12 protein-coding genes and 1 pseudogene are annotated in these 18024 nt (G+C 38.2%); 10 read left to right on the top strand and 3 right to left on the bottom strand.

Translation table 11 applies throughout. From position 1 onward, the window contains the following. The first annotated feature begins 83 nt into the window (after positions 1 to 83). The 6 genes from rpoC to tuf all read left to right on the top strand — a co-directional run bounded on the left by rpoC (position 84) and on the right by tuf (position 8763). Complete coding sequence (gene rpoC, locus GZH82_RS12555) at positions 84 to 3677, top strand: DNA-directed RNA polymerase subunit beta' (protein ID WP_238989700.1); 3594 nt, start codon at positions 84 to 86, stop codon at positions 3675 to 3677. Between the two features lie 177 nt (positions 3678 to 3854). Beyond that, positions 3855 to 4109 (top strand): ribosomal L7Ae/L30e/S12e/Gadd45 family protein, encoded by a 255-nt coding sequence (locus GZH82_RS12550; RefSeq protein ID WP_162682774.1) that lies wholly within the window; start codon positions 3855 to 3857, stop codon positions 4107 to 4109. A gap of 96 nt (positions 4110 to 4205) precedes the next feature. Further along, positions 4206 to 4619 carry a 30S ribosomal protein S12 gene (gene rpsL, locus GZH82_RS12545; protein WP_014614747.1) on the top strand — a complete coding sequence of 138 codons (414 nt, stop codon included), beginning with the start codon at positions 4206 to 4208 and terminating at the stop codon, positions 4617 to 4619. An 80-nt stretch (positions 4620 to 4699) separates the two neighbouring features. After that, positions 4700 to 5170 (top strand): 30S ribosomal protein S7, encoded by a 471-nt coding sequence (gene rpsG, locus GZH82_RS12540; protein WP_014614746.1) that lies wholly within the window; start codon positions 4700 to 4702, stop codon positions 5168 to 5170. A gap of 142 nt (positions 5171 to 5312) precedes the next feature. Beyond that, positions 5313 to 7394, top strand: coding sequence for an elongation factor G (gene fusA, locus GZH82_RS12535; protein ID WP_014614745.1), 2082 nt, complete (start codon positions 5313 to 5315; stop codon positions 7392 to 7394). A gap of 181 nt (positions 7395 to 7575) precedes the next feature. Then, the gene (tuf, locus tag GZH82_RS12530; protein WP_162682773.1) at positions 7576 to 8763 is read left to right on the top strand and encodes an elongation factor Tu; all 1188 of its coding nucleotides are present in this window, start codon (positions 7576 to 7578) and stop codon (positions 8761 to 8763) included. Between the two features lie 99 nt (positions 8764 to 8862). On the opposite strand, the gene budA is transcribed toward tuf, so the two are convergent. Both budA and GZH82_RS12520 read right to left on the bottom strand, forming a co-directional pair. Further along, complete coding sequence (budA, locus tag GZH82_RS12525; protein ID WP_162682772.1) at positions 8863 to 9567, bottom strand: acetolactate decarboxylase; 705 nt, start codon at positions 9565 to 9567, stop codon at positions 8863 to 8865. 89 nt (positions 9568 to 9656) lie between these two features. Continuing rightward, a complete protein-coding gene (locus GZH82_RS12520; protein WP_162682771.1) occupies positions 9657 to 10829 on the bottom strand; it encodes an amidohydrolase in 1173 nt (390 codons plus the stop codon). Positions 10830 to 10938: 109 nt separating this feature from the next. Here GZH82_RS12520 and GZH82_RS12515 point away from each other — a divergent pair, with 109 nt between their 5' ends. The 4 genes and pseudogenes from GZH82_RS12515 (at position 10939) to tnpA (ending at position 16433) form a co-directional block, all read left to right on the top strand. Continuing rightward, on the top strand, positions 10939 to 12129 hold the full coding sequence (locus GZH82_RS12515; RefSeq protein ID WP_162682770.1) for a glycine C-acetyltransferase: 1191 nt from the start codon (positions 10939 to 10941) through the stop codon (positions 12127 to 12129). 713 nt (positions 12130 to 12842) lie between these two features. After that, positions 12843 to 14459: a ribosomal protection-like ABC-F family protein gene (gene abc-f / locus GZH82_RS12510; protein ID WP_162682769.1), complete on the top strand. Its 1617-nt coding sequence runs from the start codon at positions 12843 to 12845 to the stop codon at positions 14457 to 14459. A 210-nt stretch (positions 14460 to 14669) separates the two neighbouring features. Further along, positions 14670 to 15629, top strand: coding sequence for an NAD-dependent epimerase/dehydratase family protein (locus GZH82_RS12505; RefSeq protein WP_162683069.1), 960 nt, complete (start codon positions 14670 to 14672; stop codon positions 15627 to 15629). Between the two features lie 317 nt (positions 15630 to 15946). Continuing rightward, positions 15947 to 16433, top strand: a pseudogene (tnpA, locus tag GZH82_RS12500) (IS200/IS605 family transposase). A 185-nt stretch (positions 16434 to 16618) separates the two neighbouring features. Here the strand turns inward: tnpA and GZH82_RS12495 are convergent. Then, positions 16619 to 17875 (bottom strand): MDR family MFS transporter, encoded by a 1257-nt coding sequence (locus GZH82_RS12495; RefSeq protein WP_162682768.1) that lies wholly within the window; start codon positions 17873 to 17875, stop codon positions 16619 to 16621. Positions 17876 to 18024: the final 149 nt, after the last annotated feature.

Below are 18024 nucleotides of genomic sequence, written 5' to 3'. Positions count from 1 at the left end.
TAAATTGTAAATCAATCAACTAGCACAGTTAATTTAAACTAAAGGAGGTAGGCTCCTTGATTGATGTAAATAAATTCCATTACATGAAAATAGGACTCGCTTCACCTGAAAAAATTCGTTCTTGGTCATATGGTGAGGTCAAAAAGCCAGAAACAATTAACTACCGTACGTTAAAACCAGAAAAAGATGGTCTTTTCTGTGAAAGAATTTTCGGACCAACAAAAGACTGGGAATGTAGTTGTGGGAAATATAAACGTGTACGCTATAAAGGTATGATTTGTGACCGTTGTGGTGTTGAAGTGACAAAATCAAAAGTACGTCGTGAACGTATGGGACACATTGAGTTAGCAGCACCTGTGTCTCACATTTGGTACTTCAAAGGGATTCCAAGCCGTATGGGTCTCTTATTAGACATGTCACCACGTGCATTAGAAGAAGTGATTTACTTTGCTTCATACGTTGTGGTTGATCCAGGTCCAACGGGTTTAGAAAAGAAAACATTACTTTCAGAAGCAGAATTCCGTGATTACTATGACAAATTCCCTGGCCAATTCACTGCCAAAATGGGTGCAGAAGGGATTAAAGACTTATTAGAAGAAATCAACTTAGATGAAGAGTTGAAAATGCTTCGTGATGAGTTAGAATCTGCGACAGGTCAACGTTTAACACGTGCCATTAAACGTTTAGAAGTTGTGGAATCATTCCGTAACTCAGGCAACAACCCGGCATGGATGATTTTAGATGTACTACCAATCATCCCACCTGAAATCCGTCCAATGGTACAACTTGATGGTGGGCGTTTTGCGACAAGTGACTTGAACGATTTATATCGTCGTGTCATCAACCGTAACAACCGTTTAAAACGTTTATTAGATTTAGGTGCGCCTGGCATCATCGTACAAAACGAAAAACGTATGTTACAAGAAGCTGTTGACGCATTAATCGATAACGGTCGTCGTGGTCGTCCGGTAACAGGTCCAGGTAACCGTCCACTTAAATCACTTTCACACATGTTGAAAGGTAAACAAGGTCGTTTTCGTCAAAACTTACTTGGTAAACGTGTAGACTATTCTGGTCGTTCGGTTATCGCGGTAGGACCAAACTTGAAAATGTATCAATGTGGTCTGCCAAAAGAAATGGCATTAGAATTGTTCAAACCGTTTGTCATGAAAGAACTTGTACAACGTGAAATTGCGACAAACATCAAAAACGCAAAAAGTAAAATTGAGCGTACAGAAGATGAAGTTTGGGATGTATTAGAAGATGTCATTATTGAACATCCTGTACTCCTTAACCGTGCACCAACGTTACACAGATTAGGTATCCAAGCGTTCGAGCCGACTTTAGTTGAAGGCCGTGCGATTCGATTACACCCACTTGTAACAACAGCTTATAACGCCGACTTTGATGGTGACCAAATGGCGGTTCACGTACCTTTATCAAAAGAAGCACAAGCTGAAGCACGTATGTTAATGCTTGCCGCACAAAACATCTTGAACCCTAAAGATGGTAAACCAGTTGTTACACCGTCTCAGGACATGGTTTTAGGTAACTACTACTTAACATTAGAGCGTAAAGATGCAGTGAATACAGGTATGATGTTCAATGATACAAATGAAGTCATTAAAGCTTATGCAAATGGACACGTTCACTTGCATACGCGTATCGGTGTTCAAGCGTCATCATTCAACAATCCAACATTTACTGAAGAGCAAAATCGCAAAATCTTAACAACTTCTGTAGGTAAAGTCATCTTTAACGAAATTATTCCAGATTCATTTGCATACATTAACGAACCAACAGCGACGAACTTAGAAAAGAGTACGCCTGATAAATACTTCGTTGATGCGTCTGAACTTGGAGAAGGTGGTTTAGCTGAGCACTTTGAAAACACTGAACTCGTCCCACCATTCAACAAAAAATTCTTAGGAAACATTATCGCAGAAGTGTTCAATCGCTTCAGCATTACAGATACGTCTATGATGCTTGACTTAATGAAAGACTTAGGTTTCAAATACTCTTCAAAAGCAGGTATTACAGTTGGTGTAGCTGACATCGTGGTATTACCTGATAAACAAGAGATTTTAGACGAGTCTGAGAAATTAGTTGAACGCGTACAAAAACAATTTAACCGTGGTTTATTAACAGAAGAGGAACGTTACAATGCGGTTATTGAAATTTGGACAAATGCGAAAGATAGAATCCAAGCGAAACTGATGAAGTCTCTTGATAAGACCAACCCAATCTTCATGATGAGTGACTCTGGTGCCCGTGGTAACGCCTCTAACTTTACGCAACTTGCTGGTATGCGTGGTTTAATGGCCGCTCCATCAGGTAAAATTATCGAACTTCCAATCACATCATCATTCCGTGAAGGTTTAACGGTATTAGAGTACTTTATCTCGACTCACGGTGCGCGTAAAGGTCTTGCCGATACAGCACTTAAGACAGCCGACTCAGGTTACTTAACACGTCGTCTCGTTGACGTTGCTCAAGACGTTATCGTACGTGAAGAAGACTGTGGTACGGATCGTGGTTTACTCGTTTCAGATATCAAAGAAGGTACAGAAATGATCGAACCATTTATTGAACGTATTGAAGGTCGTTATTCTAAAGAAACAGTACGTCATCCAGAGACAGACAAAATCATCATTCGTCCGGATGAATTGATTACACCTGAAATTGCGAAAGAGATTACAGATGCAGGCATTGAAGAAATGTACATCCGTTCTGCGTTTACATGTAACACACGTCACGGTGTATGTGAAAAATGTTACGGTAAAAACTTAGCAACTGGTGAAAAAGTAGAAGTAGGTGAAGCAGTCGGAACTATCGCTGCACAATCTATCGGTGAACCAGGTACACAGTTAACAATGCGTACATTCCATACAGGTGGGGTTGCCGGAAGCGATATCACGCAAGGTTTACCTCGTATCCAAGAGATTTTCGAAGCACGTAACCCTAAAGGTCAAGCAGTGATTACTGAAATTGAAGGTGTCATTGATAACATCACAGTAGGTAAAGACAGACAACAAGAAATTGTTGTTAAGGGTGCTAACGAAACACGTTCTTACCTTGCATCAGGAACATCACGTTTGAAAGTCGAAATCGGCCAATCAGTTGCACGTGGTGAAGTCTTAACGGAAGGTTCAATCGAGCCGAAAAACTTCCTTTCTATCGCTGGTTTAACAGCAACAGAAGAGTACTTACTTAAAGAGGTACAAAAAGTTTACCGTATGCAAGGTGTAGAAATCGACGACAAACACGTTGAAGTCATGGTACGTCAAATGTTACGTAAAGTACGTATCATTGAAGCTGGTGACACGAAATTATTACCAGGTTCGCTTGTTGACATCCACAACTTCACAGATGCAAACCGTGAAGCGTTTAAAGAGCGTAAACGTCCAGCAACTGCAAAACCAGTATTGCTCGGTATTACAAAAGCGTCTCTTGAAACAGAAAGCTTCTTATCTGCAGCATCATTCCAAGAAACAACACGTGTCTTAACTGACGCAGCGATTAAAGGTAAACGTGATGATCTTCTCGGTCTTAAAGAGAACGTTATTATCGGTAAGTTAATCCCTGCAGGTACAGGTATGAAACGCTACAGTAAAGTTGACATTGAAAAGGATGAAGTGACACAGCCAGATCTTGAAAATCAAGTGACTGTGGAATAACTTTTCATTTCCAGTGAGTTGAACAGAAGTCATCGGTATCGGTGACTTCTTGTTCGAACTGACTGTGAAAATCTTCAACAAAACCACAGAATATTTTCGAATAACTGTTGACGAACGATTTGCTAAGATGATAATATAGTAAAGGTTGATGCAAGCAGTACTTTGGAGGATATGTAAATGTCTAATGAAAAAGTCACACGCTTTGACAAACAAGCCTACGTGGTTGGTCTGAAGGAGACGTTAAAAGCGCTTCGTGATCAACGCGTAAACAAACTGATTATAGGCGAAGATGTGAATGTGCATTTGCTCGCGCGCGTGTTAAGCTTTGCCAATCAAAATAAGATACCTATCGAATTCTTTTCAAGTCGACAAGCACTTGGAGAATATGTTGGTATCAATCTAAAGGCGACAGTTGTTGCTTTGCTCAAGTGAGATTAGTAAGTATCATGCTTACTAAATTTTTATTTAACCCAAAAATGAACCACCTGGATGTGTGGGATTAAGAAATGAAGAGAGGAGGAAGCTTGAATGCCTACTATTAACCAATTAGTACGTAAACCAAGACAAAGCAAAACTAAAAAATCTGATTCACCAGCTTTAAATAGAGGTTTTAACAGTCAAAAGAAACAATTCACTAAATTGAATTCTCCACAAAAACGTGGCGTATGTACACGTGTGGGTACTATGACTCCTAAAAAACCAAACTCAGCGTTACGTAAATATGCACGTGTGCGTTTATCAAACAACATTGAAATCAACGCATACATCCCTGGTATCGGACACAACTTACAAGAACACAGTGTTGTACTTGTACGTGGTGGACGTGTAAAAGACTTACCTGGTGTGCGTTACCATATCGTTCGTGGTGCATTAGATACGTCAGGTGTTGACGGTCGTATGCAAAGCCGTTCATTATACGGTACTAAAAAACCTAAAAAATAAGATTAAATAGTTGTAAAAATCTCATTTAATCATGATGAAAGAAATCAAATATACTATAATAGGAAGGGAGGACTTGTATTATGCCTCGTAAAGGATCAGTACCTAAAAGAGATGTGTTACCAGATCCAATTCACAACTCTAAGTTAGTAACAAAATTAATCAACAAGATTATGTTAGATGGTAAACGTGGAACTGCTCAACGTATTCTTTATTCAGCATTCGACTTAGTTCAAGAACGTTCTGGTCGTGATGCAATGGAAGTTTTCGATGAAGCAATTAACAATATTATGCCAGTACTTGAAGTTAAAGCTCGCCGTGTAGGTGGTTCAAACTACCAAGTACCTGTAGAAGTTCGTCCAGAGCGTCGCACTACTTTAGGTTTACGTTGGTTAGTAAACTATGCGCGTCTTCGTGGTGAAAAAACTATGGAAGAGCGTTTAGCTAACGAAATCTTAGACGCAGCTAACAACACTGGTGGTGCAGTTAAGAAACGTGAGGACACTCACAAAATGGCTGAAGCGAACAAAGCATTCGCTCACTACCGCTGGTAAGATATTTGCGAATTCCCTGAGCAATTTCTGTATAGTGCCATCAACTTGCTTTTAAGCTGTTGATTGAACAGTTCTATACATGCTTAGGGTAAAGCTATATCTAATCATATAATCCTATATTCTGGAAGGAGAAAGAATACCCATGGGAAGAGATTTTTCTTTAAAGAACACTCGTAATATCGGTATCATGGCGCACATCGATGCTGGTAAAACGACGACGACTGAACGTATTCTTTATTACACTGGACGTATCCACAAAATTGGTGAAACACATGAGGGTGCTTCACAAATGGACTGGATGGAACAAGAGCAAGACCGTGGTATTACGATTACTTCAGCGGCAACAACTGCTGAATGGAAAAATCACCGTGTAAACATCATCGATACACCTGGGCATGTAGACTTCACTGTAGAAGTTGAACGTTCATTACGTGTACTTGATGGTGCCGTAACAGTTCTTGATGCGCAATCAGGTGTAGAACCTCAAACTGAAACGGTTTGGCGCCAAGCAACAACTTACGGTGTACCTCGTATCGTATTTGTAAACAAAATGGACAAAATCGGTGCTAACTTCGATTACGCTGTAAGCACTTTACATGATCGTTTACAAGCAAATGCTGCACCAATTCAATTACCAATCGGTGCTGAAGATGAATTCTCAGCTATCATCGACTTAGTAACAATGAAATGTTTCAAATACACGAACGATTTAGGAACTGAAATTGAAGAAACTGAAATTCCTGAAGATTATCGTGAGCGCGCTGAAGAAGCACGTGAAGCATTGATTGAAGCTGTTGCTGAAACAAATGAAAGCTTAATGGAAAAAATCTTTGAAGAACAAGAAATCACTGTTGATGAGCTTAAAGACGCAATCCGTCAAGCAACAACAGATGTTGAGTTCTACCCAGTACTTTGTGGTACAGCATTCAAAAACAAAGGTGTTCAATTAATGTTAGACGCAGTAATTGACTACCTTCCATCACCTTTAGACGTTAAACCAATCGTTGGTCATCGTGCGGATGATCCTGATGAAGAAGTTATCGCTAAAGCGGACGACGATGCAGAATTCGCTGCATTAGCATTTAAAGTTATGACTGACCCTTATGTTGGTAAATTAACTTTCTTCCGTGTTTACTCTGGTACTTTAACTTCAGGTTCATACGTTAAAAACTCAACTAAAGGTAAACGTGAACGTGTAGGTCGTATTTTACAAATGCACGCAAACTCACGTGAAGAAATCAGCACTGTATATTCTGGTGATATCGCAGCGGCTGTAGGTCTTAAAGACACTGGTACAGGTGATACACTTTGTGGAGAGAAAAATGACATCATCCTTGAGTCAATGGAATTCCCAGAGCCAGTTATTCACTTATCAGTTGAACCTAAATCAAAAGCAGACCAAGATAAAATGACTCAAGCGCTTGTGAAACTTCAAGAAGAAGACCCTACTTTCAAAGCGCACACAGATGAAGAAACTGGTCAAGTTATCATTGGTGGTATGGGTGAGCTTCACCTTGATATCATTGTTGACCGTATGAAGAAAGAATTTAATGTAGAAGCAAACGTGGGTGCACCAATGGTATCTTACCGTGAAACATTCAAGTCTTCTGCAGCCGTTCAAGGTAAATTCTCTCGTCAATCTGGTGGTCGTGGTCAATATGGTGACGTTCACATTGAATTCACACCAAACGAAACAGGTGCAGGTTTCGAATTCGAAAACGCTATCGTTGGTGGTGTAGTTCCTCGTGAATACATCCCATCAGTTGAACAAGGTCTTAAAGACGCTATGGAAAATGGTGTATTAGCTGGTTATCCATTAATCGATGTTAAAGCTAAATTATTTGATGGTTCATACCATGATGTCGACTCATCTGAAATGGCCTTCAAAATCGCTGCATCATTAGCACTTAAAGAAGCTGCTAAAAAATGTGATCCAGTTATCTTAGAACCGATGATGAAAGTAACTATCGAAATGCCTGAAGAATACATGGGTGACATCATGGGTGACGTTACTGCTCGTCGTGGACGTGTAGATGGTATGGAACCACGTGGTAACGCACAAGTTGTTAACGCTTATGTACCACTTTCAGAAATGTTCGGTTACGCAACTTCATTACGTTCTAACACGCAAGGTCGCGGTACTTACACGATGTACTTCGATCACTATGCAGAAGTACCTAAATCAATTTCTGAAGAGATCATTAAAAAGAACAAAGGTGAATAATTCATCATCTTAGTTTGACGCGTCGCCCTTGAGGGTAACTCAAATAGCGACTGGTTTTTAAATTGATTTTTTCCAAGAAATGATTTATAAAGGAAATAACATTATCTATCTCATGTTGGTGAGTAACTTTCATGAGAGATATTAAAATAATAATTCTTAATCAAAGAGGAGAGATTTTATAATGGCAAAAGAAAAATTCGATCGCTCAAAAGAACATGCCAATATTGGTACTATCGGTCACGTTGACCATGGTAAAACGACTTTAACAGCTGCAATCGCAACTGTATTAGCAAAACATGGTGACTCAGTTGCACAATCATACGACATGATTGACAACGCTCCAGAAGAAAAAGAACGTGGTATCACAATCAATACTTCACACATCGAGTACCAAACTGACAAACGTCACTATGCACACGTTGACTGCCCAGGACACGCTGACTATGTTAAAAACATGATCACTGGTGCTGCTCAAATGGACGGTGGTATCTTAGTAGTATCTGCTGCTGACGGTCCAATGCCACAAACTCGTGAGCACATTCTTTTATCACGTAACGTTGGTGTACCAGCATTAGTTGTATTCTTAAACAAAGTTGACATGGTAGACGACGAAGAATTATTAGAATTAGTAGAAATGGAAGTACGTGACTTATTATCTGAATACGACTTCCCAGGTGATGACGTACCTGTAATCGCTGGTTCAGCATTAAAAGCTTTAGAAGGCGATGCGCAATACGAAGAAAAAATCTTAGAATTAATGGAAGCTGTAGACACTTACATTCCAACTCCAGACCGTGACTCAGACAAACCATTCATGATGCCTGTTGAGGACGTATTCTCAATCACAGGTCGTGGTACAGTTGCTACTGGTCGTGTTGAACGTGGTCAAATCAAAGTTGGTGACGAAGTAGAAATCATCGGTTTAACTGAAGAATCTTCTAAAACAACTGTTACTGGTGTAGAAATGTTCCGTAAATTATTAGACTACGCTGAAGCTGGTGACAACATTGGTGCTTTATTACGTGGTGTTGCACGTGAAGACATCAACCGTGGTCAAGTATTAGCTGCGCCTGGTTCAATTACACCACACACAAAATTTAAAGCAGAAGTTTACGTATTATCTAAAGACGAAGGTGGTCGTCATACACCATTCTTCTCTAACTACCGCCCACAATTCTATTTCCGTACAACTGACGTAACTGGCGTTGTTCATTTACCAGAAGGTACTGAAATGGTAATGCCTGGTGATAACGTTGAAATGGAAGTTGAATTAATTTCACCAATCGCTATCGAAGACGGTACACGTTTCTCAATCCGTGAAGGTGGACGTACTGTAGGATCAGGCGTTGTTACTAACATCGAACAATAATCTATCTTATTATAGATAAAAAAGAGTTGGCCTCGGCCAACTCTTTTTTTGCCTTTAAAGATGAAAAGTACATAGATTTTTGGATACTAATATAAAACTTTACTCAGCTTCTCTAATCTCTTCATTAATATCCTCATAATCAATTTCAGCCTCTGTGAACGAATGGTGGTTTATTGGAAAATGTTGCGTCAGCGTCTCAAAATCTTGAATTTCTATATTAGCTGCTTCAATGTGAAAATCTAACACGTGTCCACCGAATGTCCGTGCATCATCGACAAAGTGAATATGAAAGCCACCTGCGCCAATGCCATGAAACAGTTCTGGTGTATAAAAGCCAATGAGTGTACCTGAAATATTTGATCGTGTATATTCGGGTTGTTGTTGTGCTGACTCAATCAAGCGACGGTATGGGGGTGTTTGTCTTGGCATCATTCTCACATGCATATGTCGAAATGTTCCAGTGATTTTGACTGCTGAAAAGGCATTTTGACTGCGCATTTTTGTACGGACATGCTCTAATACATGTTGCGTGGATTGATTTGTCGCATTAAACGTATGATGTGCCTGGAAATGTGTGATTGTCGCGAAAGGGGTCAGTTCTTCTCCGCTGAGTTGCGTGAATTCGTTTTGCGCATTGGCGTGAAATGCTTGACCGTCTATAAAAATGACTTCACCATCCGACCCAGCTAACGTTCCTAAACCAGCATCACCTTGTTCGAGAATGTCTTGAATCGTTGCAGTCCCTTCTAATAAGCCTGCCATGAGTGTGCCCAGTGTACCATGTTGATAGAGTGTGTCTCCCATCGTAACATTCCTTTCATTGTGAAATTTTATTGAGAAAAGCACATCACAGCTACCGTGAAAAGGAACTGCGATGTGATGTTATTGTTCAGTTAATCTTTGAATAGGCCTTCAAATTCTAAAATCTTCATAAATGTGCTCACGGCGTATTTCATGGCATCTTCGTCAATATCAAAATGTGGACTGTGATGTGGCCAATCAGTGCCTTTTTGAGCGTTGCCACAGCCAGTTAAGAAAAATGCGCCAGGTCTCGATTTTAAATAAAATGAAAAGTCTTCACCGACCATCATTAAATCGGACTCTTGATATCGGAAGTTTAGCGCATGAGCCGCATTTTTAACGATGTTTACTGATGCTTCGTGGTTGTAAACAGGTAAATAGCCTTTAATGTAGTCAAACGTATAAGTGACGTCGTTAGCCAGCGCGAGTCCTTGGAGTAACAAATCCATCTTGTGGTAAATATGCGCTTGGACATCTGTTTCGAAAGTGCGCACGGTGCCACGACAAGTCGCTGTGTCTGGAATCACATTATCAGCTTCACCGGCTTCAATTTTACCAAATGAAATCACAGCTTGTTTGACAGGGTCTAACGTACGAGAAACGATTTTTTGTGCGCTTAAAATAAACTCTGCAAGGATGACAATCGGATCAATCGTTTCGTGTGGTTTAGCCCCGTGCCCTCCTTTACCGTGAATGGTAATGTTAAATTCGTCTGGTTGTGCCATCATTGGACCCGGTCGTGTGTGAATCGTCCCAGTCGGATAACCGCTCCATAAATGATTGCCGTATATTTTATCGACACCCATTAAGGCGTTGTCTGCAATCATTTCTTGCGCACCGCCAGGCATCACTTCTTCACCATATTGGAAAATTAAGACGACTGTTCCTTTTAATTGAGACTGATGCGCATGTAGTAATTCAGCGACAGTCAATAGAATCGTTGTATGGCCGTCATGACCACACGCATGCATCACACCAGGGACTTGAGAACGATAAGGCACCTCTTTTAAATCTTCAATCGGTAGTGCATCAAAATCCGCGCGTAATGCAATCGTTGGACCTGATTCCTCTCCTGTTATTCGTGCAATAATGCCGTTGCGTCCCACTTTTTCGTCAATTTCAAAATTCAATTGTTGAAGTCGTTGCAAAATATAGACATGTGTTTTTGTTTCTTGAAATGACAATTCAGGATGTTGATGAAGATAGCGTCGTGTTTGAACCATCTTCTGTTCTTTGTCATAAGCCAATTGGAACCAATCCGTCACGTTTATTCTCTCCTTCAATTCGATTATGGCATTTATTATACATCTGCTTTTAAGTTTGTTCAAAATACGTTATGATTAAGGAGATTTAAAAGTGAAAGGGGAAATTCAGGTGGTACAACAATTAAACGACTTTCTTGATGAAAATTTGAACCATTTAAAAGAAAATGGGCTGTATAACGAAATTGATACAGTTGAAGGTGCGAATGGGCCAGAAATTCAAATTAATGGCAAGAAATATATCAATTTGTCTTCAAACAACTATTTAGGTTTAGCGACAAATGAAGATTTAAAAACGGCAGCAAAAAATGCGATTGATACACATGGTGTCGGTGCTGGTGCAGTACGTTCAATCAACGGTACATTAGACTTACATGATGAGTTAGAAGCGACATTAGCTGAGTTCAAAGGGACAGAAGCAGCTGTCGCATATCAATCCGGCTTTAACTGTAACATGGCAGCTATTTCATCAGTTATGAATAAAAATGATGCGATTTTATCTGATGAATTGAACCATGCGTCAATTATTGATGGTTGTCGTTTGTCAAAAGCGAAAATTATTCGTGTGAACCATTCAGATATGGAGGATTTGCGTCAAAAAGCGAAAGAAGCTGTAGAATCAGGTCAATACAATAAAGTGATGTACATTACTGACGGTGTATTCAGTATGGATGGCGACGTTGCAAAATTACCTGAAATCGTCGAAATTTGTGAACAATATGGCATTATGGTGTATGTTGACGATGCACACGGTTCAGGTGTTATGGGGAAAGGTGCTGGTACGGTTAAACACTTTGGCTTACAAGATAAAGTTGACTTCCAAATCGGTACATTATCAAAAGCGATCGGTGTCGTCGGGGGTTACGTTGCCGGTTCACAAAAATTGATTGATTGGTTAAAAGCGCAATCACGTCCATTCTTATTCTCAACTTCATTAGCGCCTGGAGATACAAAGGCGATTACTGAAGCAGTGAAAAAGTTAATGGCTTCAACAGAATTGCATGATCGTTTATGGGAAAATGCGAATTATTTAAAAGAGGGCTTGTCACGTCTAGGCTTTGATACAGGTCAATCTGAAACACCGATTACACCTGTCATTATTGGGGATGAAAAGAAAACACAACAATTCAGTAAACGTTTGATGGAAGAAGGCATTTACGTGAAATCGATTGTGTTCCCAACAGTTCCTCGTGGTACAGGTCGTGTCCGCAACATGCCGACTGCTGCACATACAACAGAAATGCTAGATCAAGCATTAGAAGTGTACGCGCGCGTAGGTAAAGAACTCGGCATTATTGAGTAGCATAAGTAAGTAGAGGGAGTGCATCTGAGGGTGGGCTGCCTCTTTTTATTTGCATCTAAGCATAAGGAGAGAGTGAGACATACAAATTTTGGGTTGTCTTATTTGAGAAATATTTTAATCAAATTTCCTTGATTGATGCTCTTTTTAAATTTTCACAATTGCTGTCATGGGCTTGCGTTTCCTACGGGACTTGCCTCAACTCAATTCGGCTTGATTGAAGTGAACACTGGATAGAGGCCGAATTGGATTTTCGGCTGTCTGATCCCTAAGTAATCTCGACCATTTTAGCAATTTGTATTTAAATGCTGTGAATCCAAGAGACAAGCTTTTAATGTGAAAAACAAAAATTTGGAGTTCCATTAACCTTAATTGAATTTACATATCCATATTTTGATTTTCGGTCAAATCATAGAGAGGATGGGAAACTCAATTGTGTTTCTGCCTCTTTTTTAATTGATGCATTCAAATGTTGAAGATAAAAACACTCTGTATGAAAACGTTTTTTTATAGTAAAATATGAATGAAATCATATGTGAGGAGGTGTCCAGATGTTTCTTATAGTTGATAGTTGCAGATATTTACAGATTATACGCAACAAATTTGCAACTTTAATTTCAAAATGGGTGGAGTCTGTCTTTTTTGAAGTGTTGAATCAAACCATAAGGAACGGACACTGTAAAGTTCTTCCTTATAGATAATATGGAGGAAGAATGATGAATATATTAAATGCATCGAATATAACAAAAAGTTATACGGAAGAAACGTTATTTGATCATATCAAGCTCACACTTAATACAGGTGATAAAGTAGGTATAGTAGGGCGTAATGGAGAAGGAAAAACAACTTTATTGAAATTACTTTCGGGTAAAGAAAAGCCTTCAACTGGTGTGGTGAGTTGGAAGAAAAATATCAGAATAGGCTACTTAAACCAAACGCCGCATTATGAAGAGAATACAAAGGTATATCAATGCTTAAAATCTGTATTTCAGGAGTTAAATGCGGTATCGGAACAACTTGAGGAATTAGAAGATAGAATGGGTAAAGAAATAGACAATATCGATATGTTAATGACACGGTATGGAGAATTGCAGGCTTACTACGATGAAAATGGCGGATACAAGATAGATGCCGAAATACGTCGAGTTGCCCATGGTTTAAATATAACGCACTTATTAGAGGCTGTTTGGAGAGATTTGTCAGGAGGAGAACGGACAAAAGTGGGAATTGCACAAATCTTAATCCAACAGACAGAGTTGTTATTATTAGATGAACCAACAAACCATCTTGATTTTAAAGCAATTGAATGGTTAACAAACTATATTAAAAATTACAAAGGTGCAGCGGTTATTATTTCACATGATCGTTATTTTTTAGATGAATCGGTTAATCAAATTATAGAAATAGATCAAAAGCAGCTACACTTTTATAATGGTAATTATTCATATTTTGTTGAAGAAAGAGAGAAGCGACTCTTAAATGAGTTTGAAGCTTACCAAACACAACAAAAGAAAATCAAAAAAATGAAAGCGTCCATCCAACGATTAAGAATGTGGGCGAGCCAAGCGAATCCACCAAATGCATCGCTGTATCGTCAGGCCAAAAATATGGAAAAAGCTTTAAATCGAATTGAGCGTTTAGAAAGACCGACGAAAGAAGCACAAAAAATGAAAATTCAATTACAAGAAGGAACACGTGTTTCCAATAGAGTGGTCGAAATGAAAAATGTCACTAAAAGATATGATGATGTATTATATGAAAACGTCAGTATGTTGGTGAGAAGAGGCGAACATGTTGCAATTATAGGAGACAATGGCACAGGAAAATCTACGTTATTAAAAATGATTTTAGGAATGGTTTCAAGCGATAACGGTATGATTAAAATACCAGATAATTTAAAAATAGGATATTTATCACAACATGAATTTGAAAACAATCATAATGAGACGATATTGAATGTATTTCGTGAAAAAGTCGATGTAACTGAAGGTCAAGCTAGATATATATTAGCGAATTTTATGTTTTATGGAGAAGATGTCTTTAAAAGAGTCAAAGATTTAAGTGGTGGTGAAAAAGTGCGACTAAGATGGGCACAAATTATAAATTCTAACTATAATTTACTTGTATTAGATGAACCGACCAACCATTTAGATATAGATGCAAAAGAAACAATAGAAGAGGCTTTGTTAGATTATGAAGGGACTATGATTACAGTTTCACATGATCGTTACTTTCTCAATAAGCTATTTAATATCACCTATTTATTAAAAGACAAAAAGTTAGAAAGGTTTGAGGGGCATTATGACTATGTTAAAGAAAAATGTTTAATGTAATCAATAGTGCAATGGGGGTTAGGGCATTCAGTTGTCAAAACCCTCTTTTTATTTTTATTTGAAGTTTTATTGCTTCTACTGTATTTTAGTGTATGCTATGCGTGTACAAGAAAGCGCTTAAGTGATATAATGTGAGTGTATTTGACATGGAATGATTATACATAGAATACATATGTCCACATGAGAGAAACAGATTGGAGATGGAAGATGATGAAAAGAATTATGATTACCGGTGCGTTAGGGCAAATTGGAACGGAATTGGTTGCGAAATGTCGTGAAATCTACGGGAATGAAAATGTGTTAGCAACAGATATTCGTGAACCAGAAGCGGATTCCATTGTGGCAGCGGGACCATTTGAAATTCTTGATGTCACAGACGCTGACAAAATGGTTCAATTAGTGGAATCATTTAAACCAGACACGTTGATGCACATGGCGGCATTGTTATCAGCGACGTGTGAACAAAATCCACTACTCGCATGGAACTTGAACATGGGTGGTTTAGTGAATGCGTTAGAAGCAGCCCGTGAATACAACTTACAATTTTTCACGCCAAGTTCAATCGGGGCATTCGGTCCAGACACGCCTAAGAAAAATACAGCGCAAGTGACGATTCAACGTCCAAATACAATGTATGGTGTCAACAAAGTATCTGGTGAATTGTTATGTGACTATTACTTTACTAAGTTTGGTGTAGATACTCGTAGCGTGCGTTTCCCAGGGCTCATTTCATACGTTAAAGAGCCTGGTGGTGGCACGACGGATTATGCGGTCGATATTTATTTCCAAGCAGTGAGAGAAGGGAAATATACGAGCTATATTCAAAAAGACACGTATATGGATATGATGTTTATGGACGATGCGATTGACGCAATTATTCAATTAATGGAAGCAGACGGTGGCAAACTTATCCATCGTAATGCCTATAACTTGAGTGCAATGAGTCTTGAACCTGAAATGATTAAAGAAGCGATTCAAGTACATATTCCAGACTTTGAATTAACCTATGATGTTGATCCAGCCCGTCAAGATATTGCGGAAAGTTGGCCAGATAGTATTGATACGAGTTGTGCACGTGGAGAATGGGGCTTTAATCCACAGTATGACTTAGAAAAAATGACAGTCCGTATGCTTGAAGGTATTCGTGAAAAAGAAAGTCATAAAGCATAAACGAAGAGACGTAGATAAAGAATAAGTTGATAGGGTTCAGCTTTGATAAAAGGTTTTCAACACCATACAAGATAGATACGGGTAAGGATATAAAGAGAGGCGCACATTTTTTCTCATTCCAATTAAAAGTTGTTGAAAATGAAAAACTAGGACATGATGCACTCCGCTGTTGTTCTAGTTTTTATTAATAAATGTAAACCATGTGCTATGCGTATGGTTCCGGAAAGGTTCTACCGTGGTATTAAAATAGGCACCTCAACATACTAGAGTAATATTTGGTCCACCAACCAATATTAATTGCATGAGGAGATGCCAAAATGTCTAACGACACAAATAGTGTAGCACATACATACAAAACAGAATTGTAAGTATCACATAGTTTTTGCACCTAAATATAGAAGACAAATAATATATGGGAAATTAAAAAGAGATATAGGTTTAATTCTGAGACAACTATGTGAAAGAAAAGGTGTAGAAATAATAGAAGCTGAAGCATGTAAAGATTATATACACATGCTAGTGAGTATCCCACCAAAACTAAGTGTTTCTCAATTAGTAGGATATTTAAAAGGTAAAAGTAGTTTAATGATTTTTGATAGACATGCACATTTGAAATATAGATATGGGAATAGAAACTTTTGGTGCAAAGGATTTTATGTAGATACGGTTGGAAGAAATAAAAAGGTAATAGAAGAATACATTCGAAATCAATTACAAGAGGATATCGTAGCAGAAAAACTCACAATGATGGAATATATAAATCCATTTACAGGGGAAGAGAACAAAAGGTTGAGAAAAAAATAGAACCCTTTTAAGGGTCGCTGAGAAAGTAGTACAGTTGGCTGCTCTTCTCAGTACCCTTACAAGGGATGGTCAGTAACAGAGGCTTTCAGCCGAAGAACAAACCACCCGTTCACACAGAGGGTTTGATTCAGCCAGAAGAATTGTAAACATTGTAGAAAGCAATATCTTCTGATTGTCATAAAAAGTTACTCTATGGACTCAACTTTATTTTGAGAAGGGGTTTGAAGTTTAAAGTTCCCATATATTGAAAGATAGATGAAAAAAGCACCGATACTTAGAAAAATGAACATATAGATGCCCATGCCTATAGAGGAGAGGTAAACACCTAATATAATCCCTAATCGTGCAATGAGTTCTGACAAATTAAAACCTAATGCGTTAAAAGCAGAATATGTGCCTCTTTTATTTTCTGGAATGATTTTGAAGCGCTGCTCATCTAAAATTGGGGAATAAATGATTTCTCCAATGGTAGCTATAAACATCAATAAAATGAGTGAATAAAACTCGTTTAAATAGGTCATACTCGCATAGCCGATGACGTAAAATATGAGACCAAGTATTAATGATTTTTTGACTGAGAGTTTGAAAATAATTTTTGTCACGAAATATGTGCATGTAATTACAACGATTGTATTCACAACCATAAGAAGAGAATACAATTTAACGCCGTCTATATTAAAAAAAGCAACCGATATAGTATTAAATTCTGCTTTTAAACGAATAGCAATATACGAAGACGCGGATAGTTCGCCCATCATCATAATACTAAACCCTAAGGTCATCACCATAAAACGCCGATCTTTGAATACCTGTTCATAACTTTTTAAAACATTGAAAGGGTGCATTGAAAGTGATCGTTTTTCAGCCACATGGGTCTCTTTGGGGAGCCATCTTAATAAAGAAAGAAATACAAGTATAAAAATCAAAAATGCAATAAAGAAAAGTGTCGATTTGTTATTGTGATAAAGTATCCCCCCCATTAAAGCACCAAATGCTAATGCAAGATTCGTCAACCAATAATCAATTTTATAAATGTACCTTTCAACATCAGGTGTGATTGCATCCATAATAATGGTATCCATTGCGGGATATTGAACCCCCCACACAATATTATAAATCGCATAACAAATGCTAAAGAATATAATATATGAAGAGCCATTTAATATCATTATCCCCATCAAAAGCAGCATGATGGCCATGACGAATTGATAGATTAAGACAGCTTTCTTTTTAGGAAAAGTCTCTATCAAATAACCGCCAATAATAGACACTGGAAAATTGGCAACCACAAGTAATGTGAGAAAGATGCCAGCAAATTTGGGATTCGCCATATCACTTAAATATAGAGCGATAAAAGGTAAAAAAGCACTCGTGATGAGTTCTTGAAAAAAGTTACTTATCAATCTTACTTTTAAAGTTACACTTAAATTTTTCCAAATCATAATTCTCACCTTATAGATTGTTTATACTCTTCTATGAAATAGTATCACATTTTAAAAAGACTGACAATTTCCAATTGACAGAATTAAGAAAGCGCTTTATAGTGTATTTAGAAAATCAAAAGTTACTAAAAAGACTTCAAGAGAAGCAT

Source organism: Staphylococcus sp. MI 10-1553, assembly GCF_010365305.1.
Taxonomy (GTDB): Bacteria; Bacillota; Bacilli; order Staphylococcales; family Staphylococcaceae; genus Staphylococcus.
This window is presented reverse-complemented; position numbering and strand designations above follow the sequence as displayed.